18 protein-coding genes are annotated in these 25162 nt (G+C 54.8%); 10 read left to right on the top strand and 8 right to left on the bottom strand.

What is annotated here, in order from left to right:
- Positions 1-186: 186 nt before the first annotated feature.
- From ABU190_RS02575 to yegS, 10 genes are all read left to right on the top strand, one after another.
- A complete protein-coding gene (locus tag ABU190_RS02575) occupies positions 187-1251 on the top strand; it encodes a fimbrial protein (protein ID WP_354690296.1) in 1065 nt (354 codons plus the stop codon).
- Positions 1252-1445: 194 nt separating this feature from the next.
- A complete protein-coding gene (locus tag ABU190_RS02570; protein WP_354690295.1) occupies positions 1446-2687 on the top strand; it encodes an MdtA/MuxA family multidrug efflux RND transporter periplasmic adaptor subunit in 1242 nt (413 codons plus the stop codon).
- Positions 2687-5809 (top strand): MdtB/MuxB family multidrug efflux RND transporter permease subunit, encoded by a 3123-nt coding sequence (locus ABU190_RS02565; protein ID WP_354690294.1) that lies wholly within the window; start codon positions 2687-2689, stop codon positions 5807-5809. The genes ABU190_RS02570 and ABU190_RS02565 overlap by 1 nt, the downstream gene beginning before the upstream one ends.
- A complete protein-coding gene (gene mdtC, locus ABU190_RS02560; protein ID WP_354690293.1) occupies positions 5810-8887 on the top strand; it encodes a multidrug efflux RND transporter permease subunit MdtC in 3078 nt (1025 codons plus the stop codon). It abuts the gene before it with no gap.
- On the top strand, positions 8884-10299 hold the full coding sequence (locus ABU190_RS02555) for an MFS transporter (protein WP_041851987.1): 1416 nt from the start codon (positions 8884-8886) through the stop codon (positions 10297-10299). Before mdtC ends, ABU190_RS02555 begins: the two co-directional genes overlap by 4 nt.
- Positions 10296-11771 (top strand): two-component system sensor histidine kinase BaeS, encoded by a 1476-nt coding sequence (baeS, locus tag ABU190_RS02550; protein ID WP_354690292.1) that lies wholly within the window; start codon positions 10296-10298, stop codon positions 11769-11771. The genes ABU190_RS02555 and baeS overlap by 4 nt, the downstream gene beginning before the upstream one ends.
- On the top strand, positions 11768-12490 hold the full coding sequence (gene baeR / locus ABU190_RS02545) for a two-component system response regulator BaeR (protein ID WP_071195733.1): 723 nt from the start codon (positions 11768-11770) through the stop codon (positions 12488-12490). The genes baeS and baeR overlap by 4 nt, the downstream gene beginning before the upstream one ends.
- A complete protein-coding gene (locus ABU190_RS02540) occupies positions 12487-13992 on the top strand; it encodes a HEAT repeat domain-containing protein (protein WP_354690291.1) in 1506 nt (501 codons plus the stop codon). The genes baeR and ABU190_RS02540 overlap by 4 nt, the downstream gene beginning before the upstream one ends.
- A 133-nt stretch (positions 13993-14125) precedes the next feature.
- Entirely contained in the window at positions 14126-15487 is a 1362-nt protein-coding gene (gene yegQ / locus ABU190_RS02535; RefSeq protein ID WP_079496308.1) for a tRNA 5-hydroxyuridine modification protein YegQ, read from the top strand.
- Positions 15488-15741: 254 nt separating this feature from the next.
- The gene (gene yegS, locus ABU190_RS02530) at positions 15742-16641 is read left to right on the top strand and encodes a lipid kinase YegS (RefSeq protein ID WP_354690290.1); all 900 of its coding nucleotides are present in this window, start codon (positions 15742-15744) and stop codon (positions 16639-16641) included.
- Here yegS and ABU190_RS02525 read toward each other — a convergent pair.
- From ABU190_RS02525 to fbaB, 8 genes are all read right to left on the bottom strand, one after another.
- Positions 16638-17111, bottom strand: a complete 474-nt coding sequence (locus tag ABU190_RS02525; protein ID WP_354690289.1) for a hypothetical protein — start codon at positions 17109-17111, stop codon at positions 16638-16640. The genes yegS and ABU190_RS02525 overlap by 4 nt on opposite strands.
- Positions 17098-17847: a winged helix-turn-helix domain-containing protein gene (locus tag ABU190_RS02520; protein WP_354690288.1), complete on the bottom strand. Its 750-nt coding sequence runs from the start codon at positions 17845-17847 to the stop codon at positions 17098-17100. The genes ABU190_RS02525 and ABU190_RS02520 overlap by 14 nt, the downstream gene beginning before the upstream one ends.
- A gap of 56 nt (positions 17848-17903) precedes the next feature.
- On the bottom strand, positions 17904-18596 hold the full coding sequence (locus ABU190_RS02515; RefSeq protein ID WP_354690287.1) for a fimbria/pilus periplasmic chaperone: 693 nt from the start codon (positions 18594-18596) through the stop codon (positions 17904-17906).
- Positions 18568-19911: a fimbrial protein gene (locus ABU190_RS02510; RefSeq protein WP_354690286.1), complete on the bottom strand. Its 1344-nt coding sequence runs from the start codon at positions 19909-19911 to the stop codon at positions 18568-18570. The genes ABU190_RS02515 and ABU190_RS02510 overlap by 29 nt, the downstream gene beginning before the upstream one ends.
- Before the next feature lie 7 nt (positions 19912-19918).
- Positions 19919-22402 carry a fimbria/pilus outer membrane usher protein gene (locus ABU190_RS02505; RefSeq protein ID WP_354690285.1) on the bottom strand — a complete coding sequence of 828 codons (2484 nt, stop codon included), beginning with the start codon at positions 22400-22402 and terminating at the stop codon, positions 19919-19921.
- The gene (locus ABU190_RS02500; protein WP_354690284.1) at positions 22399-23091 is read right to left on the bottom strand and encodes a molecular chaperone; all 693 of its coding nucleotides are present in this window, start codon (positions 23089-23091) and stop codon (positions 22399-22401) included. The genes ABU190_RS02505 and ABU190_RS02500 overlap by 4 nt, the downstream gene beginning before the upstream one ends.
- Before the next feature lie 14 nt (positions 23092-23105).
- Entirely contained in the window at positions 23106-23624 is a 519-nt protein-coding gene (locus ABU190_RS02495) for a fimbrial protein (RefSeq protein ID WP_296431289.1), read from the bottom strand.
- Between the two features lie 393 nt (positions 23625-24017).
- Positions 24018-25070, bottom strand: coding sequence for a class I fructose-bisphosphate aldolase (gene fbaB, locus ABU190_RS02490; protein ID WP_041851992.1), 1053 nt, complete (start codon positions 25068-25070; stop codon positions 24018-24020).
- Positions 25071-25162: the final 92 nt, after the last annotated feature.

The raw sequence follows: 25162 nt of genomic DNA, 5'->3' as shown, positions 1-25162 counted from the left end.
TGCCGATACAATATCTATCCGAGACCCCATAGTAGCGCATAATCCCATAAGCTTTCCATTCGTGTGCATATTTCACCCGGTCATATATTCATATTTAAAATAGTACCATGCCTGTTATGTCTGAATTTAATCACCATAAATATCATCGTTTAAGGAGAAGAAATGATAATACGGCCGTGTTTTTTTATGATGGTGGTCAGTCTGTTTCTTTTTTCTTCAAATACAATAGCGGCGTGTTATTTTTATGGCGTCGGCACGATGTCCGGAACGCAGAAATTCACCGTTCCCGTCTCGCTGGCGCTCTCGGTACCCCCCGGCATTCAAAACGGGCAAACTATTTATCAGCAAAATATTAACCTGCAAAACATCAGGGAATTAATGATTAAGTGTGATACCAGTGGACAATTTTTGTTTGATTATGATTATCTGGCAACCCCGAAACCCGCCTCGACTTTGAGCAGTAAAATTTACGAAACGGGTGTTCCAGGAATTGGGATAAAATTTTCGGCATCCGGCCAGGACTTTCCCTCAACGCAGAACAATACGGATTGTAGCAATACGGACTTATGCAGATATCGTTATGGCTGGAATGCCATATCCTCATTTTCTTTGGTTAAAATCGCCGACAATATCGCCGCGGGCGTCATCACCGGAAACAATCTGCCGACCGTCAGCTATAACTTTGGACAAGAGGGAAACCTGCTCAATATCTATCAGTTCACGATCGCCGGGAATATCCATATTTCTGTTCCTACCTGTGATATCTCACTTGCAAGCCAACATATGACGGTGCAAATGGGCAAGCACTATAAAGGCAATTTTGCCGGGGTCGGTACGGGAACAGAATGGAAAGACGCCAGCATTGTTCTGATTAACTGTACACAGTTTTACGGTAATAGCAGCGCAGGCGACAGCGGCGCCACTTTTAATGGGGCCAGCACCACCTACTCTATTGCGCCAAACAGAGCGGAGTTGATGCTTAAGGTTCTGAGCGGAATCGAAGACGCGGCAAATGGCATTATGAAAATTGACGAACATCCACAAAAAGCGACAGGGGTTGGCATTCAGCTTTCCACCACACGTAGTACAAGCGGCAAAGTGGATCTCAACAACCCCATCATCTATCCGCTACCACAGGATGGTTCTTCTACGATCGCTATCCCGCTCTATGCCCGCTACATTCAGACCAAAAATAAGGTACAAGGCGGTGTCGCCAACGGCAGACTCGAATATACCATCACTTATCAATAATCGGCGACCTGGCGACATGTACGCCAGGTGCACTATTTCCCCGTTTTTTTCATCGGAAAAACGCCCTAACGCAAATTAAACTCTCAGGAAGACGTTTCCAGACAGTACTTCATATTCTCTCCATTTTTCTGACGCCTGCTCTCACTAAACTAGTATTATTTCAGGCAATGTTTCTGGATGAGATACGAATAAAGATGAAAGGCAGAAAGTCTTCCCGCCTGGTGATAGCAGCAGTGGTGGTCATTGCAGGCATTGCCGCTATTTGGTATGGGTTCAGCCACAAGGAAACAACGCCTGCGGCAGGGGCAACAAACGGGCAGACGCAGCGTCCGGGAGCGGGCGGTGGCCGTCATGGTATGCGTGGCGGCGCGCTGCCGCCGGTACAGGCAGCAACGGCAACACAACAAGCAGTACCGCAATATCTTACGGGTCTTGGGACGGTAACGGCCGCCAACACGGTGACAGTCCGCAGCCGCGTGTCCGGGCAGTTGCAGGCCATTCATTTTCAAGAAGGCCAGCAGGTGAAAGCTGGCGACCTCCTCGCGGAAATCGACCCGAGCGCATTTAAAGTCGCACTGGCACAGGCGCAGGGTCAGTTAGCCAAAGATAAAGCCACCCTTGCCAACGCCCAGCGCGATCTCGCCCGCTATCAACAACTGGTTAAAACCAATCTGGTCTCTCGTCAGGATCTGGATACCCAGCAGGCGTTAGTCAGCGAAACCCAGGGCACCATCAAAGCCGATGAAGCGTCTGTCGCCAGCGCCCAACTCCAGCTCGACTGGAGCCGCATTGTCGCCCCTATCGACGGACGCGTCGGCCTCAAACAGGTGGATATCGGCAACCAGATCTCCAGCAGCGATACCACCGGCATTGTGGTGTTGACCCAGACGCACCCCATTGATCTGGTGTTCACCCTGCCGGAAAACGACATCGCCACCGTTATCAAGGCGCAAAAAGCCGGGCAAACGCTACGTGTCGAAGCCTGGGACCGTACGAACAAACAGAAACTTACCACCGGCACGCTATTAAGCCTCGATAACCAGATTGATGCCACCACAGGGACTATCAAGCTGAAAGCCCGCTTTGATAACCAGGATGACACCCTCTTCCCGAACCAGTTTGTGAATGCGCGCATGCTCGTCTCTACCCAGGAGAACGCGGTTGTCATCCCGACTGCCGCCCTGCAGATGGGTAACGAAGGGAATTTCGTCTGGGTGCTCAACGATAAAAACCAGGTCAGCAAACACACGGTGACGCCGGGTATTCAGGACAGTCAAAAAGTGGTGATCGCCGCCGGGCTTTCCGCCGGTGATCGCGTGGTGACGGACGGGATCGATCGCCTGACCGAAGGGGCGACAGTGGAAGTGGTCGACGCCAAAAGTGCTGATCAGATGCCCGCCAAACGCGAACGTCCGTCGAAAGGAGCGCAGTCCTGATGCAGTTGCTTCCGCCAGGCAGAACCGGCGGCCCGTCGCGCCTGTTCATTATGCGCCCTGTCGCCACCACCCTTTTAATGGTGGCGATTTTGCTCGCCGGGATCATCGGCTACCGCTTCCTGCCTGTCTCCGCGTTGCCGGAAGTGGACTACCCCACCATTCAGGTTGTGACGCTCTACCCCGGTGCGAGCCCGGATGTGGTCACCTCCGCGATTACCGCCCCGCTGGAACGTCAGTTTGGTCAGATGTCGGGCCTCAAGCAGATGTCATCGCAAAGCTCCGGCGGCGCATCGGTGATTACGCTACAGTTCCAGTTAACGCTGCCGCTTGATGTCGCCGAGCAGGAAGTGCAGGCGGCAATGAACGCCGCCAACAGCCTGCTGCCCTCTGACCTGCCAAACCCACCGGTGTACAGCAAGGTAAACCCTGCGGATCCGCCGATCATGACCCTGGCCGTCACCTCCTCCGCCATGCCGATGACGCAGGTTGAAGATATGGTGGAAACCCGCGTGGCGCAGAAAATCTCGCAGGTCTCAGGCGTCGGCCTGGTCACGCTTGCCGGGGGGCAGCGCCCTGCCGTGCGTGTCAAACTCAATGCGCAGGCGGTGGCGGCCCTTGGGTTGACCAGCGAAACGGTCCGCACCGCGATCAGCAATGCGAACGTGAATTCCGCTAAAGGGAGCCTCGACGGCCCGGCCCGCGCCGTCACCCTGTCCGCGAATGACCAGATGCAATCCGCCGAGGAGTACCGGCGACTGATTGTGACGTATCAGAATGGCGCCCCCATCCGCTTAGGCGATATCGCAACCGTTGAACAGGGGGCGGAAAATAGCTGGCTTGGGGCGTGGGCCAACAAACAGCAGGCGATTGTCATGAACGTTCAGCGCCAGCCGGGCGCAAACATCATCAACACCGCCGACAGTATCCGCGCCATGCTGCCGCAACTGACCAGCAGCCTGCCGAAATCGGTTGAGGTGAAAGTACTGTCAGACCGCACCACCAATATCCGTGCCTCGGTCTCCGATACCCAGTACGAACTGATGCTGGCTATCGCGCTGGTGGTCATGATCATCTATCTGTTCCTGCGTAATGTCCCGGCCACGATCATTCCGGGCGTCGCCGTGCCGCTCTCGCTGATAGGCACCTTCGCGGTCATGGTATTCCTGGATTTCTCCATCAATAACCTGACGCTGATGGCGCTCACCATCGCCACCGGTTTTGTGGTGGATGACGCCATCGTGGTCATTGAGAACATCTCGCGCTATATCGAAAAAGGCGAGAAGCCGCTGGCTGCCGCTCTTAAAGGGGCTGGCGAGATCGGCTTTACCATCATCTCGCTGACCTTCTCGCTGATTGCCGTACTGATCCCACTGCTGTTTATGGGCGATATCGTCGGGCGACTGTTCCGCGAATTTGCCGTTACCCTGGCGGTGGCGATTTTAATCTCGGCCATTGTCTCGTTAACCCTGACACCGATGATGTGCGCACGCATGTTGAGCGCGGAATCGTTGCGTAAACAGAACCGTTTTTCCCGCGCGTCGGAGCGTTTTTTCGAACGGGTGATTGCCGCTTACGGTCGGCTGCTCGCCAAAGTGCTCAACCATCCGTGGCTGACGCTGAGTGTCGCTATAACAACCCTGCTACTGTCCGTTTTGCTATGGATAGTGATCCCGAAAGGTTTCTTCCCGGTGCAGGATAACGGCATCATCCAGGGGACGTTACAGGCACCGCAGTCGGCGTCGTTTGCCAGCATGGCGAAGCGCCAGCGCGAGGTCTCGGATATCGTGCTCAAGGATCCGGCAGTGCAAAGCCTGACCACCTTTGTCGGTGTGGACGGCACCAATCCGGCGCTCAACAGCGCGCGTCTACAGATCAACCTTAAACCGCTCAGCGAACGTGATGATCGCGTGCCGGTGGTGATTGAACGTTTACAGCAGTCGGTGGCGAAAATCCCCGGCGCAGCGCTCTATCTGCAACCAACGCAGGATTTGACCATCGATACCACGGTCAGCCGCACGCAATATCAGTTTACCCTGCAGGCAAACTCCCTGACGGCCCTGAGCGAATGGGTGCCACAGTTGATGGACAAATTGCAGGCTTTGCCACAGCTCGCTGATGTCAGCAGTGACTGGCAGGATCAGGGGCTGGTGGCGTATGTCAATGTGGATCGCGACAGCGCCAGCCGCCTTGGTATCAGCATGTCCGATGTGGACAATGCCCTGTACAACGCCTTCGGTCAGCGTCTTATTTCCACGATCTATACCCAGGCGAATCAGTATCGCGTGGTGCTGGAACACAACACCGCGCAAACGCCGGGGCTGGCGGCGCTGGATAATATCCGCCTTGCCAGTAGCAGCGGCGGTACCGTGCCACTGAGCTCGATAGCCAAAATAGAGCAGCGTTTCGCACCGCTGTCGATTAACCACCTGGATCAGTTCCCCTCCACCACCATCTCCTTTAACGTGGCGGAAGGTCACTCCCTGGGCGAAGCAGTGCAATCAATTATCGATAGTGAGAAGACGCTCAACCTGCCGACCGACATCACCACCCAGTTCCAGGGCAGTACTCTGGCGTTCCAGGCCGCGCTCGGCAGCACCGTCTGGCTGGTAGTTGCCGCCGTGGTGGCGATGTATATCGTGCTGGGCGTGTTGTATGAGAGCTTTATTCACCCGGTCACCATTTTGTCTACCCTGCCAACCGCAGGGGTCGGCGCTCTGCTGGCGCTGATGATTGCCGGGAGCGAGCTGGACGTTATCGCCATCATCGGCATCATTTTGCTGATTGGTATCGTCAAGAAAAACGCCATCATGATGATTGACTTCGCCCTCGCCGCCGAACGTGAAGAGGGGATGTCGCCACGCGATGCCATCTTCCAGGCTTGTCTGTTGCGTTTTCGTCCGATCCTGATGACCACCCTGGCAGCGTTGCTGGGCGCCTTGCCGCTGATGCTGAGTACCGGTGTTGGGGCGGAACTGCGCCGTCCGTTGGGGATTGGCATGGTGGGCGGTTTGATGGTGAGCCAGGTGCTGACGCTGTTCACCACCCCGGTTATCTATCTGCTCTTTGACCGACTCGCGCTCTCTCTGCGTCGCCGCTTCCCGCGCCGTGAAGAGGAGGCGTAAATGAAGTTTTTCGCCCTCTTCATTTACCGCCCGGTGGCGACGATACTGATCTCCGTTGCCATTACGCTCTGCGGGGTTCTGGGTTTCCGGCTGTTGCCGGTGGCCCCGCTGCCGCAGGTGGATTTCCCGGTCATCATGGTCAGCGCCTCCCTGCCGGGAGCCTCGCCGGAAACCATGGCCTCGTCGGTTGCGACCCCGCTGGAGCGTTCGCTCGGGCGTATCGCCGGGGTCAACGAAATGACTTCGTCCAGTTCGCTTGGCAGCACGCGTATCATTCTGGAGTTTAACTTTAACCGCGATATCAACGGCGCGGCGCGTGATGTCCAGGCAGCGCTGAACGCGGCGCAAAACCTGTTGCCGAGCGGCATGCCGAGCCGTCCGACCTATCGCAAAGCCAACCCGTCTGCCGCACCGATTATGATCCTGACGCTCACCTCTGATACCTATTCGCAGGGTGAGCTATATGATTTCGCCTCTACGCAACTGGCGCAAACCATCTCGCAGATCGACGGCGTCGGAGATGTCGATATCGGTGGTAGTTCGCTGCCCGCCGTGCGCGTTGGCTTAAACCCGCAGGCGCTGTTTAACCAGGGTGTCTCGCTGGATGCGGTGCGTACCGCCATAACCCAGGCCAACGTTCGTCGCCCCCAAGGGGCGATTGAAGACGCAACCCACCGCTGGCAGGTGCAGACCAATGACGCGCTGAAAACCGCCGCCGCTTACCAGCCGCTGATCATCCATTACAAAAATGGCGCAGCCGTCCGTCTGAGTGATGTCGCGTCGGTGACCGACTCGGTTCAGGATATCCGTAACGCCGGGATGACCAACGCTAAACCCGCCATTTTGCTGATGATCCGCAAACTGCCGGAAGCCAACATCATTCAGACGGTGGACAGCATCCGCGCTCGCCTGCCGGAATTGCAAAAGACCATTCCGGCGGCGATTGACCTGCAGATTGCCCAGGACCGCTCGCCGACTATCCGTGCCTCCCTCGCGGAAGTGGAGCAGTCGCTGGTGATCTCGGTCGCGCTGGTTATCCTGGTGGTCTTCCTGTTTCTGCGTTCCGGACGGGCGACGCTGATCCCCGCAGTGGCAGTCCCGGTGTCGCTGATCGGTACTTTCGCCGCCATGTACCTGTGCGGTTTTAGCCTTAATAACCTCTCGCTGATGGCACTGACCATCGCCACCGGTTTCGTGGTCGATGACGCCATCGTGGTTCTGGAGAATATTTCCCGTCACCTGGAAGCGGGCATGAAACCGTTGCAGGCGGCACTGCAGGGAACGCGGGAAGTCGGCTTTACGGTGCTCTCGATGAGTATCTCGCTGGTCGCGGTGTTCTTGCCGCTCTTGCTGATGGAAGGGCTGCCGGGGCGCCTGCTGCGGGAGTTTGCCGTCACCCTTTCGGTGGCCATCGGCATTTCACTGGCTATCTCGCTCACTCTGACGCCGATGATGTGCGGTTGGTTGCTGCGTAGCCGCAAATCCCCGACCGCCACGCGCAACAAGGGCATTGGTCGCCTGCTTCTCGGTCTACAGCGTGCCTATGCAAAATCACTCAAATGGGTGTTGAACCACGCGCGGCTGGTGGGGCTGGTTCTGATTGGCACCATCGCGCTGAATATCTGGATGTATATCAGCATTCCAAAAACCTTCTTCCCGGAGCAGGACACCGGCATCCTGATGGGCGGTATTCAGGCGGATCAGAGTATTTCGTTCCAGGCGATGCGCATTAAGTTGCAGGACTTTATGAAAATCATCCGCGACGATCCCGCCGTGGATAACGTGACGGGCTTTACCGGCGGCTCGCGGGTCAACAGCGGCATGATGTTTATTACCCTTAAGGCAAGCAGTGTACGCAATGAAACTGCCCAACAGGTTATCGACCGTCTGCGAGGAAAGCTCGCCAAAGAGCCGGGGGCCAGTCTGTTTTTGGTGGCGGTTCAGGATATCCGCGTGGGTGGACGACAATCCAATGCCAGTTATCAGTACACGCTGCTCTCCGACGATCTTAGCGCTCTGCGTGAGTGGGAGCCGAAAATCCGCAAAGCGCTCGCCTCGCTGCCGGAGCTGGCGGACGTGAACTCCGACCAACAGGATAACGGCGCGGAGATGAACCTGACTTATGATCGCGAAAGCATGTCGCGCCTGGGGATCAACGTACAAGAGGCCAACAGCCTGCTGAACAACGCCTTCGGCCAGCGGCAAATTTCCACCATCTACCAGCCGCTTAACCAGTACAAAGTGGTGATGGAAGTCGATCGACGCTATACCCAGGACATTAGCGCGCTGGATAAGATGTTTGTCATTAATAGCGAAGGAAAACCTATTCCGCTCTCCTATTTTGCCCGCTGGCAACCGGCGAACGCCCCACTGTCGGTCAACCATCAGGGGCTATCGGCGGCGTCCACGATTTCGTTCAACCTGCCCACTGGGATGTCGCTATCCGAAGCGAGTGACGCAATTGACCGCGCCATGACCCAACTGGGGGTGCCTTCGACGGTGCGCGGCAGTTTCGCCGGAACTGCGCAAGTCTTTCAGCAAACTATGAATTCGCAGGTGATCCTGATTATCGCCGCGATCGCGACGGTCTATATCGTGCTGGGTATTCTCTATGAGAGTTACGTACATCCGTTGACGATCCTCTCGACCCTGCCCTCAGCAGGTGTCGGGGCGCTACTGGCGCTGGAGCTGTTTGGCGCGCCATTCAGTCTGATTGCGTTAATAGGCATTATGCTATTGATTGGTATAGTGAAAAAGAATGCCATCATGATGGTGGATTTTGCGCTTGAAGCCCAACGGAAGGGAAATCTGAACGCGGAAGAGGCGATTTTCCAGGCCTGTCTGCTGCGTTTCAGACCCATAATGATGACCACACTGGCGGCGCTGTTTGGCGCGCTTCCGCTGGTGATTTCGGGTGGCGACGGTTCCGAACTGCGCCAGCCGCTGGGGATAACCATTGTTGGCGGTCTGGTAATGAGTCAATTGCTGACACTGTACACCACTCCGGTGGTGTACCTGTTCTTTGACCGCCTGCAACGCCGATTTGCCCGTAAACGCAGAGAGCCTGTAACAGAGTGACAGAACTACCCAAAAATGTGCGTTGGCAATTGTGGATTGTGGCGTTTGGCTTCTTTATGCAGTCGCTGGACACCACGATTGTCAACACCGCCCTGCCCTCCATGGCGCGAAGTCTGGGAGAAAGCCCGCTGCATATGCATATGGTGGTGGTCTCCTACGTGCTGACCGTTGCCATCATGCTGCCTGCCAGTGGCTGGCTGGCAGATCGCGTCGGGGTGCGTAATATCTTCTTTACCGCCATCGTTCTCTTTACCCTGGGTTCGCTGTTTTGCGCACAGGCCAACACGCTTAATGAACTGGTGATGGCCCGTATATTACAGGGCGTTGGCGGCGCGATGATGGTGCCCGTCGGCAGGCTGACGGTGATGAAAATTGTCCCGCGCGATCAATACATGGCGGCAATGACCTTCGTTACCCTGCCCGGTCAGGTAGGGCCACTGCTCGGCCCGGCGTTAGGTGGCATTCTGGTGGAATATGCCTCCTGGCACTGGATCTTCCTGATTAACCTGCCCGTTGGCGTGGTAGGGGCGATCGCCACCCTGTGGTTAATGCCCAACTACACCTTACAAACCCGTCGTTTTGATCTCTTTGGCTTTTTGCTGTTGGCGTCGGGGATGGCAACGCTGACGCTGGCCCTCGACGGGCAAAAGGGGCTCGGAATTTCACCGCTGCTACTCGGCCTTCTGGTGGCGGGCGGCGTGCTGGCGATTGTTATCTATCTGCTGCATGCCAAAGGCAATGCGGGAGCGCTGTTTAATCTGCGCCTGTTTCGTACGCCGTCATTCTCCCTTGGCCTGTGCGGCAGTTTCGCCGGGCGTATAGGCAGCGGCATGCTGCCCTTTATGACGCCGGTCTTTTTGCAGATTGGTCTGGGTTTTTCGCCGTTTCATGCCGGGCTAATGATGATACCGATGGTCATCGGCAGTATGGGAATGAAACGGATTGTCGTTCAGTTAGTCAACCGCTTTGGCTACCGTCGCGCGCTGGTGTGTTCAACGCTGGGTCTGGCGGCCGTCAGTCTGCTGTTTATGGGAACGGCGCTGATGGGCTGGTACGCTCTGCTGCCCTTTGTACTGTTCGCTCAGGGCATGATCAACTCCATGCGTTTTTCATCCATGAACACCCTGACACTGAAAGACCTGCCCGATGAACTGGCAAGCGGCGGCAACAGCCTGTTATCGATGATCATGCAGCTTTCGATGAGTATCGGCGTCACCGTCGCCGGGCTGTTACTGGGGCTGTTCGGCCAGCACAATCTGTCCGCCGACAGCGGCGTTGCCCATCACGTCTTTCTTTATACCTACTTGTGCATGGCGTTCATTATCGCCCTGCCCGCCTTTATCTTTGCCCGAGTCCCGAATGATGTCAGTCAGAACGTGGTCATTTCCCGGCGCAACAGGAGTCAATCATGAAAATCTGGCGACCCGGTATCACCGCTAAGCTCTTTCTGGCCATTTTCGCCACCTGTATCGTGCTGCTTATCAGTATGCACTGGGCCGTGCGCATCAGCTTCGAACGGGGTTTTATCGACTACATTAAACGCGGCAACGAACAGCGTCTGCAGTTGCTCAGCGATGCCCTGAGTGAGCAATACGCCCAGCATGGAGACTGGGGCTTTTTACGCAACAACGACCGCTTTATCTTCCAGATCCTGCGTTCATTCGAGCGTGACAATGAGCGTGAAGGGGGCCCTGGGGGGCCTGGGCCGGAACATGGTGATAATCATGAGCATGAGCCGCCGCCAGGCCCTCCGCCTGAACCCGGCAATGGTATGCCTCCACACGGCTGGCGGACACAATTTTGGGTGACTGACGCATCAGCGGAAGTGCTTGTTGGACCACGTAGCCCGGTACCGCCAGACGGGACACGGCGAGCCATTACGGTTAATGGTCAGCCTGTCGGCTGGGTAATCGCCTCGCCGGTGGAGCGCCTGACGCGCAATACCGATATTAACTTTGACCGTCAGCAGCGGCGCACAAGCTGGATGATTGTCGCACTCTCGACTCTGCTGGCCGCGCTGGCCACTTTTCCACTGGCCCGCGGCCTGCTCGCGCCGGTCAAACGGTTGGTTGACGGTACGCATAAGCTGGCCGCCGGGGATTTCTCTACCCGCGTTAACCCTGGCAGTCAGGATGAGTTGGGCAAGCTGGCGCAGGACTTTAATCAGCTCGCCAGTACGCTGGAGAAAAATCAGCAGATGCGCCGTGATTTTATGGCGGATATCTCCCACGAGTTGCGTACACCACTGGCGGTACTGCGCGGCGAACTGGAGGCCATTCAGGATGGGGTACGGCAATTTACACCGGAGTCGGTGACATCTTTACAGGCGGAAGTCGCCACCTTAACCAAGCTGGTGGACGATTTGCATCAGTTGTCCATGTCAGATGAAGGCGCGCTGGCTTACCAGAAAAGGCCGGTGGATGTCATTTCATTACTGGAGGTGGCAGCCGGAGCGTTTCGTGAACGTTACGCCAGCCGCAATCTAACTATCGACATGACGCTACCGGAGCACGCCGTGGTTTTTGGCGACCCGGATCGTCTGATGCAACTGTTCAATAATCTGCTGGAAAACAGTCTGCGCTACACCGATAGCGGCGGCGGCATGCACATCTCCGCAATGTCGGAGGGCAGTATGCTTACCCTCGATTTTGCCGATAGCGCGCCCGGAGTCAGCGATCTGCAGTTAGGCAGATTATTTGAGCGCTTTTATCGCACCGAAGGTTCGCGTAACCGCGCCAGCGGCGGCTCCGGCTTAGGTCTGGCAATCTGCCTGAATATTGTCGAAGCCCACGGCGGCAAGGTCCGCGCCGCGCATTCGCCTTTTGGTGGGGTTAGCATTAAAGTTGAATTCCCCCTGGAACGGGACATAGCGAGAAACGTATGACTGAGTTACCTATTGATGAAAACACCCCACGCATTTTGATCGTGGAAGACGAGCCAAAGCTGGGTCAGTTGCTGATTGATTATCTGCGTGCGGCCAGTTACGCGCCATCGCTGATTAACCATGGCGATCAGGTACTGTCGTATGTGCGCCAGACGCCGCCGGACCTGATCCTGCTTGATCTGATGCTCCCCGGCACCGACGGGCTGACACTGTGCCGTGAAATCCGTCGTTTCTCCAATATTCCCATCATTATGGTGACGGCAAAAATCGAAGAGATTGACCGCCTGCTGGGACTGGAGATCGGTGCTGACGACTATATTTGTAAACCCTACAGCCCGCGCGAAGTGGTGGCGAGAGTGAAAACGATCCTCCGTCGCTGTAAGCCGCAGCGTGAAATACAGGCGCTGGACGCAGAAAGCCCGCTTATCGTTGATGAAGGCCGTTTCCAGGCAAGTTGGCGCAGCAAGCTGCTGGATTTAACGCCAGCGGAATTTCGTCTGCTGAAAACCCTCTCCAGCGAACCGGGGAAGGTATTCTCGCGCGAACAGTTGCTCAATAACCTCTATGACGATTACCGCGTAGTGACTGACCGCACGATTGACAGCCATATCAAGAACCTGCGCCGTAAACTGGAGTCGCTGGATGAAGAACAATCCTTCATCCGCGCCGTCTATGGCGTGGGTTATCGTTGGGAAGCTGATGCCTGCCGACTGGCATGATCTTCATCCGCTCCCTGATGGCATTTCATTCATCGACGCCGTGGATTGTGTATCACATCCCGGCATCGGTGGCGCATATCTGCAACCGACTCTTTCATGCAGGAAGCATGCTGACGATCATGAGCGATAAATCTTTTCTAAAGCGCTGGTTCTCCTCATTCACTGAACCACCTCTTGATGAAGAAACACAAATTTATCAAGAAATTAGAATGCTGCTCAACGAGCCGCGTAATGGCAACTATTTGCTAAAAAATGGCGATATCCGCAGTGTCGAGAGTCTTTGCCAGCTCACCCATCACCACAACGGTTTCTTGCGTGAAAAAGCCGTAATGGCGCTCTCTTTAAAAGGCGACATCGCCGCCCTGCGGGAACTTCTGATTTGCGCTAATGACTGGGTTAAGCCGATTCACCGCCTCGCGACTCAGGAAGTGATGGCGCTGATGACGGCGGAAAATGCACCCGCCTTTATTGCCCATCTTGCGCAGGTCAGACAGTTGCTGACCTGCAGACGCTACAACCACGCGCCTTTAGTGGAGTTGATTAGCCACTTTCTGGCCTCGCAGGACCATATAGCCGACTTAAGGCAGGCGCTCTATTCCCCTGATCGTGAACTGCGCCATGCCGTGTTGCATACGCTTATCGAGCAGGAGCAGTTGCACGATGAAGCCGCGCTGGCCTTTGTACTGGATACCGGTGATACCTATTTGCGGGGCATTGCGGTTACCTACTGGCTGGCACGCGCGCCGAAACTGTCTGAGTCACTGATGACACGCCTGCTGCGCGATCCCTGGCCGCGTATCCGTCGCGACACCCTCTTTTATCTTGATGAGCATGGGCAAGCGCTGCCTGAACCATTGCACAGGGAGTTATTGCTGGATAAGAACGGCCTGATCCGCCAGCGTGCCCGTCACATGCTATCTGAAACCGTTGATGCTACCGCGTATTGGCGCGACGTGGTCACCTCGCCGGCCTGTTCGATAACTCAGCGCCGTTCCGCGCTTTATGGTCTGAAAGAGGCACGCGATCCCGCATTGCATTCACTGGCGCTGTGGGGCTATTCGCAGCCTGAAAACGGTATCCGCCAGGCGGCGCTGCATATCTTGTTGACGCTTGAAGGTGAAGAGGCGAAACCCCGCATCCTGGCCGCCTTAGCCGACCCGAGCCTGTCTTTTGCTATGGCGGCAATGAAATCACTGGCGCACCACCCGCTTTCCTTTTCACGAAGCGAGCTTGAGGCACTGCTGACGCATACGCCCTCGGAGAAGCACACCCTGTTGTACTGGAGGTTGGTACACCAGATAAACAAATGGGACTGGCTCATCGTGCTGCTACGCCATTTCCCTTTACTGTCGCCGTCACAGCAGGCAGAAGAACTGGCGAGCTGGAAAGGGAAATACAATCAGGCGGGGATAAACCCCACGTCTGGTCAGCAGGAAATCCTGACCTGTTTGCTGACGCAGGCGCCCGAAATACGCCGCTCGCTACAACACTACCTGGTATAATGCCCCGCTTACATACTGTGTGGGTTTACTCCCTTTCCCGCCAGCGCTACAATTCCCGCCCTAAATTTATGGGATCTCCCCAGCCGCCTCACCTGGTGAGGCGAATCTGACCTGTCATCAGAACGAGAACATCATGTTTAAACCGGAACTCCTTTCCCCGGCGGGAACGCTGAAAAATATGCGTTACGCTTTCGCTTATGGCGCGGACGCCGTTTATGCGGGCCAGCCACGTTATTCACTGCGCGTGCGCAATAACGAATTCAACCACGAGAATTTGCAAAAAGGCATTAACGAGGCCCATGACCTCGGCAAAAAATTCTACGTCGTGGTGAATATCGCGCCGCACAACGCCAAGCTGAAAACGTTTATTCGCGATTTAAAACCCGTGGTGGATATGGGGCCGGATGCGCTGATTATGTCCGATCCGGGTTTGATTATGCTGGTGCGCGAAAACTTCCCGGAGATGGATATTCACCTGTCCGTACAGGCTAACGCTGTAAACTGGGCGACGGTGAAGTTCTGGAAACAGATGGGGCTGACCCGCGTGATCCTCTCTCGCGAACTGTCGCTTGATGAAATCGCGGAAATCCGTGCCCAGGTGCCGGACATGGAAATTGAAATTTTCGTCCACGGCGCGCTGTGTATGGCCTATTCCGGCCGCTGCCTGCTCTCTGGCTATATCAACAAGCGCGACCCGAACCAGGGAACCTGCACCAACGCCTGTCGCTGGGAATATAACGTCCAGGAAGGTAAAGAAGATGACGTCGGCAATATCGTGCACAAATACGAGCCGATTGCCGTGCAAAACGTTGAGCCAACGCTGGGTATCGGCGCGCCAACGGATAAGGTATTTATGATTGAAGAGGCCCAGCGTCCGGGCGAGTACATGACCGCGTTCGAAGATGAGCACGGCACCTACATCATGAACTCCAAAGACTTGCGCGCGATCGCCCACGTTGAGCGTCTGACACAAATGGGCGTGCACTCGCTGAAAATCGAAGGCCGCACCAAATCCTTCTACTATTGTGCCCGCACAGCGCAGGTCTACCGTAAGGCCATTGACGATGCCGCCGCAGGCAAACCGTTTGACACCAGTCTGTTAGAAACCCTTGAAGGGCTGGCACACCGCGGCTATACCGAAGGCTTCCTGCGTCGCCACACTCATGACGATTACCAGAACTACGAGTATGGCTACTCCGTCTCTGAGCGTCAGCAGTTTGTCGGCGAGTTTACCGGTGAGCGTAAAGGCGAGCTGGCGGCCGTGGCGGTAAAAAACAAATTTATCGTCGGCGACAGCCTTGAGCTGATGACGCCGCAGGGCAACGTTAACTTCACGCTGGAACATATGGAAAACGCCAAAGGTGAGGCAATGGAGGTTGCACCGGGAGACGGTTATACCGTCTGGATGCCGGTTCCCCAGGATGTGATGCTGGAGTATGCCCTGTTGATGCGTAATTTTACTGGACAGACCACGCGTAATCCGCACGCTAAGTAATTAACCGGGGTTATTTTTTCACTCGACAAGAATCTTAGAATCGGATCACATACCGTTGCGGTCATTATGGGTATTATCCTCATCGCTGAAAAACATAACCCATAAATGCTAGCTGTACCAGGAACCACCTCCTTAGCCTGCGTAATCTCCCTTACGCAGGCTGATTTTTTTATCTCCCCTTTTACCTTCCTTCCAGGCGCGCTTTCCGGTCGTGAGATACACTTTGCTCATGGTATTTTCGAAGAGCGAAAAGGATGAGCAATTTTCCAGGCAGTTTATTGATCCTCAACGGTAAAAGTGCGGGCGACGACATGTTGCGCGAGGCCATTACCCTCCTGCGCAACGAAGGGATGGACATTCAGGTGCGCGTCACCTGGGAAAAAGGCGATGCAGAGCGCTATGTGGCAGAAGCCATCAAGCTCGGTGTCGAAACCGTGATTGCAGGCGGTGGCGATGGCACCATTAATGAGGTTGCCAGCGCGCTGGTGCACAGTGATAGCGACAACCCACCTGTGTTGGGGATTTTGCCTTTAGGCACCGCAAATGATTTTGCCACCAGCGCCGATATCCCGGAGGCACTGGATAAAGCACTACAGCTTGCTATCGTGGGTAAAGCGGTGCCCATCGACATTGCCGAAGTGAACGGCAAAACCTGCTTTATCAATATGGCCACCGGCGGGTTTGGTACCCGTATTACCACCGAAACGCCCGAGAAACTAAAAGCCGCGCTGGGCGGTGTCTCCTACATCATTCATGGCCTGATGCGTATGGATACGCTTAAGCCGGACCGCTGCGAAATCAAGGGTGAAGAGTTCCACTGGCAGGGCGACGCGCTGGTCATCGGCATCGGTAACGGACGCCAGGCAGGTGGCGGGCAACAGCTATGCCCTGGAGCGCTCATTAACGACGGCCTGTTGCAACTGCGTATTTTTACCGGTGATGAGATCCTGCCCGCCCTGTTCACCACCCTGACCCAGCCGGAAGATAATCCACATATCATTGACGGTAAATCCGCCTGGTTTGAGGTGAGCGCGCCGCACGATATCACCTTTAACCTGGACGGCGAGCCACTAACCGGACAGCATTTCAGTATTAACATTCTGCCCGGCGCGCTGAAATGCCGCCTGCCGCCTGACTGCCCGCTACTTCGTTAAGCCTTACAGTAGATTGACGGCGATCGACTGGTAAAAAAGAGCCAGTGGTTGCCGTCAGTGCGGATGATATTCAGATAAAACGGTACGCCCGTATGCAGGTAGAAATCCGGCAGCGTCTGGATCAGCTCTGGATAGATGGTTGTGTCGCCGGTACTGACGGATATCCTCTCTGATTGCAGAAAATAATCCTGGGCATTTCGCGTAAACGAGAACCAAACGTTGTGATTCACCGCAATCGCTCTACCCTGCACAGGGGTTATTTCCCCGCGCAAAATTGCGACCCCCTTATCGCCATTAAATATATAACGCACGGAGATATTCCCGCTTAGCGAGGGATATTCCACTGATAAATCTCCTGTACAATCGAAATGACTACGCTGCCATATCTGCACACTTTTAATTATCAACACCGTTGAAACAATAGCGAAAAAAAGCAGCAACAAAAAGATGCGGTTTTTATGAAGAGACATGCCGATCCTCTATAAAAATGTAACGTGCAGTGCAGGCATTTTCCCGCCAGAAACCGTACTGTTCGCGGCAGGCAATAACAGAAATACGCGAAAAATTGGCATACAGAGTGATATATGTCCACGGGTAGTTCTGGCAATCAAATGCTTGTTTTTGAATAATCTGCTGGTGTTTATCAAAATTCAATACATCCGGATTCGCGTAATAATGGCAACCTGTTTTTGCGTTTACTAAGATATAGGTTGTGAACCGTGGCTCAAACTCACTGCGCCAGGTTATGAGGCCCACCGACAGGCACGCGAAAAAAATGGCCAGCGTCATCCCTACTCTTCGTACTGCCCGACTTCTGGCGGGCGCGCGTAACTGAGGCTCTGGCATGCTTTTCTCTTCACGCTGTTGCCGCACCTCAATTTTGAGGGTGTTCTCCAGTTTGATGCCCACCTTCGGCACGGTCACTATCGACTCTTCATTAAGGCCAAATTCTTTAAAGGCACGACGTAACAAAGAGATATTTTGATAAAATGCATTGTTGGTCACCTGTGCGCCATTATTTTCCCAGACGTGCTGAAAAAAATAATCGCGCTCAACGACGTTGCCTTGATGCTGAATTAATATAAGTAAACAACGTGTTGCGGGATTACTCAGTGATAAACATCGGCTTTCATCGATGGTTGAAATTAGCAAATTCTTATCCGGCCAGAAAGCAACGGAGCCATGCAGTAAATAGATATTCGTCATCCTTACCCTTTATTTATCATCCAATGTAAAATAACGTAACGGAAAGTAAATCCTCGTTATTCAATCGTGGCACTAGCCCCCCATTTATTACCTTCATCATTCAGGGTCGCGAAGTTTATCTTATTATTTCGCAATGCTGGAGTGTTTATTCTAAAAATAGCCTGACGCCCCCTGGGCGAAACAACTATTCCACCCAAGGAATAATCTTCCATAACCAAATCTGTTAGTGTCATATTCCATTTAGAATTATTTTTTACGTAAATTACGCCACTCTCATAGAAAAAAGACAGAAGATTAATCGATTTTTCATCAGGGTTGCCTACTCCCTTCGGCCGCCATAGCACTTTAAGTTGTGTCCTTAATGAAAGACGAACTTTCTCGCCCGTGTGCGCCGTTTTCGTTTCCGGGGGAATTTGATACACATTAAGCCAGAACAGCGATTCGCGGTCAGCAGGCAAACCGTCTCCTGTCCCCATCAGACGCAATTCCCGCTGCTCACCGGGTAAAAGTTTCAGGACGGGTGGCAGTACCATAAAAGCATGAGCGGCATTGTCGGGAGTAGATAACGGATTGCCGTCATCAATCCAGCTCTGCACCAGTACCGGATAGTCGCCGTCATTTACCAGCTTTACGGTTTTTTGCTGCACGCCGCTTTCAAACACCACGCGGGTGGTACTCACATTCACCGCCGCCAGCGTCGGGCCTGCCAGTAAAAGCAGACTACTGAATACGCAGTAATATTTGCGCACGTGACTGATAACTGCCTGCGGTTGCCGTATCGCTGCCAAAGCGCGCCAGCCGCGCTTCAAATGATTCATCATAATAGTTGATACCGTCCTTTGTTTCCGTCAATTGCTGACTTCCCGCCAGTACAGGTGTCCATCCCCCTGCAGTACCCGTCCCCGCAACGCTGCTGGTGAGAAAATTCAGTGGCTGTCCGGCACGATAAATTCGAACGCCTACCCCCTGCGCTCGCCCGACCGCGCCATAATGTTCGTCGAGTAGCCATGTCACGGCGCTGCCACTGGTCAAACCGAAGCCTTGCGCCGTTGCGATACTGCTGTTCGGAGGCAAAAACCCCAGCGCAACCTGACCTTTATTGGCCGTCACGCCTGATACCACCGTCGATTCACAGGCAAACGCCAGTTGAAATGGCGCAGAAGCATACTCACCGCGATTGAGCGCTGCTGCGGTAACGGGCGGTAGAACCACACTCGGCGTAAAGTGGGTAACCTGACACATAGCTGAACGCTTCACGGTGATATTATTGCTGTACAGACTGATCACTGAAGGCCAGTCGCTCGCCCACCCGGCCCAGTTGCCGTTACGATGCGCCTGACCAATGTTAATCCCCCAGGAGGTGGTCCCCGGCCCGCGAAAGACCACATAAGCGTTTGGGTTCACAAAGGCGTTATAGTTATAGGGTGCAGTCACTGCGTAATAGCGGGTGTCGGCGGTTTTGATCAACTCCACGCTAATTGATGAAAAATTTTTGGCCTTAACCAGGAAGTTACCATTATTGTCCGTGTCCAGATTTTCCAGCGGGCGCTGCTGCCAGGTGTCCGTGAAATAGCGGCCACTGGCTTCATGAGTGATCCGCAACGCCACATTTTTGATTTTGGTTAAATAGGCACCCGGCACATCGCTACTCTCATACCAGCCTGCGTGGATATCATCGCCGTTCGTTGACCACGCTTCAAAAAGTTGCCCGGCGGTATCCGGAGTACAACGAAAAAATACCTGCTCCGGATCGTAACCTCCCCCCTTATGTGCGTAGGTAGTAAACGGAATGCCACCCGCCGAAGTCAGCACCGTGCCTGTGGGCTGAAAACTGTCATTGCTGGTCAAATCCACCGATTTGCTCAGCCCAGGTAAGAGTCCATTCCAGCCGTCATTGCCACCGCCGCTACGCCAGTTGTTGCCAATACCGTCATTTTCTCCGCTCAGGCGATGCGTACCCTGTGCGCCGCTCGTCCCGGATTTATAGGGGTAAATAATGTATTCACAGGCCGCCGATGCCATACCGGGTACCAGCAACGTGGTCAGTAAGACTATTTTTTTCATCCTGGTATCATCCTTGTTCGCAAGGCAGTTTCAGCGCAATCAGCGGCTCTTTGCGCTGTGCAGCACTCAGTTTCCAGCGCAGGGTGCAGCCCTCCGCTATGTGTAATGCGCCTTCACTTTCTGCTACGCGCGCATAAACCTGATTCCCCTGCCCGACCATGCCAATCACTTTGCCTTGCGCATCGCGGACCTGCTCACCTGGGATAAGCGTGGCTTTGCCGCTTACGCTGATGAGTAACGCATGCCCGCGCAGCGTAGCGAAGGTGAGTTTTACCGCCGCTCCCGCCATCGGGGCGATACGGCGCTGACTTTCCTGTAACTCGGCCTGACTATCCATACCGGTGCCATCCAGCGAAATGGTGTTATAACGGTAAGGGGTGAGTGAAGGCACCAGCGCAAACCCGCGACTGTTCACTGTCGCCCCCTGGCTTCCACTGACTTTCGCCCCTTCTGCACCTGGCGCCTTGACCAGCGCGAAAGTTTCACCGAGCCACGGCCCGGTGACGACGCCTTCACGATGCACCACCAGCGCACCGCGCCCGCCCGCCGTCCATTGTTGATAATCACGCGAGCGCGCATAGCTTGTATTAAGGCTGCCAGACGACGTCATTTGCTGTAGCGACCCGCTCCAGTCCGTTTGTGCGCTACTGCCATCGCGGCCCTGTTGCCAGCCGCTGGAGAGCGCATAATTGAGGGTTTGCGCTTCGTTGAGCGCCCCTGCCAGCGAAACCTGCGAGCTTCGACCACTGCGTTTGGCCTGGCTTGCTGAAAACGATGCATAGTGCTCATGCTGACCCAGCGTCACCGGGACTGATAGCGTCAGGGTGGCGATATTCTCTTTCTGCCCCTGGCGCGACGAACCGCCCTCTTCGTTATTGCGATAACGCCACCAGGCATCCTGGCGACTTAGCGCGATATTGAAGCTAACGCCGGCAAGAGTGGTGCCATATCCCATTTGTAGCTGGGTATTACGTCCGCGATGACTGTAATAGTCCATCACCGATCCCGATAACCACAGATTGCCGTATTCCCCCAGCGTCTGGTTTACCGTCAGCGTGAACTGATTACGCTGATTGAGCGTATCCGAACGCCAGGTATTGCCCCGTTTTTGCGCGCTGCGCTGTCCCAGGACATCGCCAAAATCACGATACCCTTCGGTGGAGTAGCGATAACCCGCCAGCGTCACGTGGGTGTTGGTCGGCAAAAAGGTTTTGCTCCATTGAGTCTGTATACGCCAGCCGCGGAGTTTTTCATCAGCAATGTGGCTTTGCGAGTAGGTGGCATCCATCCCAAACGCCCCCGCCCGTGTTGCCAGCACCCCACCGCCCACCAGCGCCTGGTAATCATCGCCAATGCGCACGCCACCGTTCGCGGTCAGCATATTGGCGATACCGCGTTCGAGGGTGAGATCGGCAAAGGTATTGCGCGTCGCCGGATAATCCCTGGCGCGCCCGACGACCGCGCTGTAGCGCCAGACGCCGGGACGTAGCGCCAGCGGCACACTGGCCCAGGGAACGGTAAAGCCGCTGACCTGACCGTCCGCCCCGGTAATTTCCACCTGCAAATCCCCGTTCCATGAGGAGTCCGGCAGGTCATTTATGACAAAGGGGCCTTCCGGTACACTCGTTTCATACAACGTGCGGCCATTTTGTTTAATCACCACACGCGACGGGCTGCGCGCTGTACCGCGAACATCCGGGGCATAACCACGTCGGGATTGCGGCCACATGCGCTGATCGGTTTCCAGCCGGACACCGGTAAACGCAACGCTACCGAGCAAATTGCCGGAGGTGTAACTCTCACCAGCGGTGAGCATGCTTTCCAGACGGGCAATCGGGCGTTGTAGCCAGCTTTGCAGATTGTCCCACTGCTGGCGGCTCTCCCCCTGATAGCGTCGCCAGGTAGCAGAAGATTGCCGGCGTAGTTGCCAGGCGCCGACGTTAAGCCCGGCAGTCAGGCCGAGCCAGGCATAATCACTTTTTCGCCCGCCATTATCGTTGCGATAGTAGTGAGCGTTGTAATTCATAAACAGCAGGCTTTCACCGCTGTCCCACAACGTCGGGGCAACATAGTCGCGCGGCGTCTGTTTGAGCAGAGCCTGCGGCACGCTCACATCCAAACGCAGCGTCGCCTGGTCAAAATGCCAGTCGCCGCCTGAAACCCGTTCAGCAGGGATGTAACAGTCCGCCTGCGTTGAAACGTTGGTTGTTACGCCCTGCTCCTGCCAGAACCCCTCCGGCAGGCAGGGCTGGACACCACCAGATTTATCCGCGACAAACAGGACATCGCGCTGGCTGACAAATGTACCGTTAAGCCACACATCAGCACTGTACTGCCCCGCAACCGGCTGATTATCTTCGTTCAGACGGGCAATCCCTTCCCCGTAGCCACTCCCCAGCAGTAACGTCTCATCGAAGGTATATTCAGCGGCGTACAGCGGCAGCGCGCAAAGCCCGCACAGTAGTGCGCTCGCCGCTTTCACGCGGATCATTCCCGCTCTGGCGTGCCGTTCAGGGAGGCACCCTGATCGTTAAGCCAGCTCATGGTGGCGTGATTCAATACGCTGACCGTTGCAGGCCATGCTTGCGTTGACCAGGGGGCAATCGTTTTGCCGACAATTTCCTGCGTTTTACCGCCACCGCTGACCACAAGTCGTGAGAGCGACAGGTAGTAGCCGCTGTCATTACGTAACCACAGTTGCCCTTTACGCAGCCCAATGCGGGTGGTTTTGGCCATCTCCTGCGGCGAACCGGTCAGCCCGACCGGGCGGTAGAAGACTTTCACCCGATTACGCATCATCACCAGTAGCTGGTTTGCTTGCTTTTCACTTTCCTGTACTGGCGGGATCTGCATGAAATTCAGCCACCACAGAGACTCCCTGTCCGTGGGTGTCGCCTGCCCGGTAAAACGCAGGCGGACCGTCTGACCCGCTTTCGGTGCCAGACGAAATAGCGGTGGTGTGGTAAAAAAGGGGGCCTTTGCCGTTTGCGGCGTCGAATTTACATCACCATCGTCGAGCCACACCTGCACCGCAGCGGGCCAGGCGTCATTGTTGGTAAGCTGAACGCTCACCTCTTTGGTGCCTGCCGGATAAACCACCCGGCTTCCCGTCATGACGACACTGGACTGCGCTGCGAAGCACAACAGCATCCCTGCTATTCCACAAAACGTCCTTTTCATTGCCGTACCTTTTGTCAGAGATAGGTGATGGCGTACTGAACAGATCCCAGAACAGTACCTGCCGTGGCGCTACCGCCTGGGCTGTAATATTGCACCGCAAAATCATGTTCACCTTCGGTCTGCCCCGCCGCGACGGTCACACCAGCCACTGGCGTTGCGCTGCGCAGATCGATGGGCGTTGCTCCGCCTGCATCAGTCAGCAGTTGCAGCTCAACATTGGTCGCCGTACCGGTGTTTTCCAGATTACCGGTGGCGCTGACGTTATTACCGATAAAGACCGTCTTGATATCCAGCGCCCCCGACGTCACGGCACAGCCGGTAACGCCAAGGGTGAAACTTGTCAGGCCAGCGGAAGAATCTGCCGTTGCCAGCAGACTTTTTGATACCGTTGGTAGCAACACTACCGGCCGCGCCGTCACGCCATTAATAGTCACTTCACAGGTTTGTTCGCTAACTTCGCCTTTGAAAGAAATGGTATTGGCTGAATCTGCCATCACCGTCTGGCTTATAATCAGTGCTGCGATGCCCGTCATGGAGGCAATATTTTTGCGAGAGTGGAAAGTCATTTTTATATTTCCTTTATGTTGTGAATTCCTAAGTACCGGAAATGAATCGTCGAAATAACCTGACGATTTCCGGCAGTTTAAGATTAATCCGTACAATTAAAAGGTTTATTATCTGAGCACAGATCACTCGCAACCTTAAATAAGATTTAAGATCGCAAATGACAAACATAATCCATTGATAATAAATGCAATAAAGAAACAAAAAGGGACAAAGCCACTGTACAATATTTATTCTCTTAAATATGATTAAACGGGATGTTGGTAGGCGAATGAGGGAGGATTAATGTAAAAGAAGAAAGATATTTGAAAAGAGATTCCCTCTCCGTCTGGCGAAAAGGGAATCATAATTCATGCTGGTATTTAAGCGATAGTCACTTTCTTATCGAGATAAACATCCTGAACGGCATTAATTAATTTCACACCGTCGGCCATCGACTTTTTAAACGCCTTACGGCCAAGAATCAGGCCCATGCCGCCTGCACGCTTATTAATAACCGCCGTGCGCACTGCATCGCTTAAATCGGTTTCACCACCGGCCGCGCCGCCAGAGTTAATTAAGCCGGCGCGCCCCATGTAACAGTTTGCCAGTTGATAGCGCACCAGATCGATAGGGTTGTCACTGGTCAACTTGCTGTAGACGCGTTCATCGGTATAGCCGAAGTTTACCGCTTTATAACCGCCGTTGTTTTCCGCCATTTTCTGTTTGACGATGTCCGCACCGATGGTTGCCGCAATATGGTTAGCCTGGCCGGTCAGGTCGGCGGAAACATGGTAATCCACGCCATCTTTTTTGAATGCCGGATTACGCAGGTACGCCCACAGCACCGTGACCATCCCCAACTCATGAGCACGTTCAAATGCGGCAGAAATTTCTTCAATCTGCCGACGTGACTCCTCAGAGCCAAAATAGATGGTCGCGCCAACGGCGACAGCCCCCATGTTGAACGCCTGCTCTACGCTTGCATAGAGCGTCTGGTCATATTCGGTGGGATAGCTTAGGGTTTCGTTGTGGTTAAGCTTGACCAGGAACGGAATACGGTGCGCGTAGCGGCGCGCCACAGAAGCCAGCACCCCATAGGTGGACGCCACACAGTTACACCCCGCTTCAATCGCCAGCTCAACGATGTTTTTGGGATCGAAATAGAGCGGGTTAGCAGCAAACGAGGCCCCGGCGGAATGTTCGATACCCTGATCAACCGGCAAAATCGACAGATAACCCGTTTTGGCAAGTCGGCCCGTGTTATACAACGTCTGCATGTTACGCAGTACCGCTGGCGGACGGTTGTTATCCATCATCACACGGGTGACGTAATCCTCTCCCGGCAGGTAGAGTTGGTCGGCCGCAATGGTCGTGCAACGGTGTTGTAAAAGGGTGTCGGCATCGTTGCCTAGTAACTGCACAATATCAGTCATCGCTATACTCCCGTAAGCTCCGCACAAAGGCGGATGTGGTTTGTCCTGACCCGATGAATGGGCAGAATAAGCCTGGTACCGTTTGTCGAGGC

Origin of the sequence: Phytobacter sp. RSE-02 (assembly GCF_040578655.1) — a bacterium.
GTDB classification, from domain to species: Bacteria; Pseudomonadota; Gammaproteobacteria; order Enterobacterales; family Enterobacteriaceae; genus Phytobacter; species Phytobacter diazotrophicus.
Note: the sequence above shows the minus strand (reverse complement) of the source record. Positions and strands in the feature narration are given on the sequence as shown.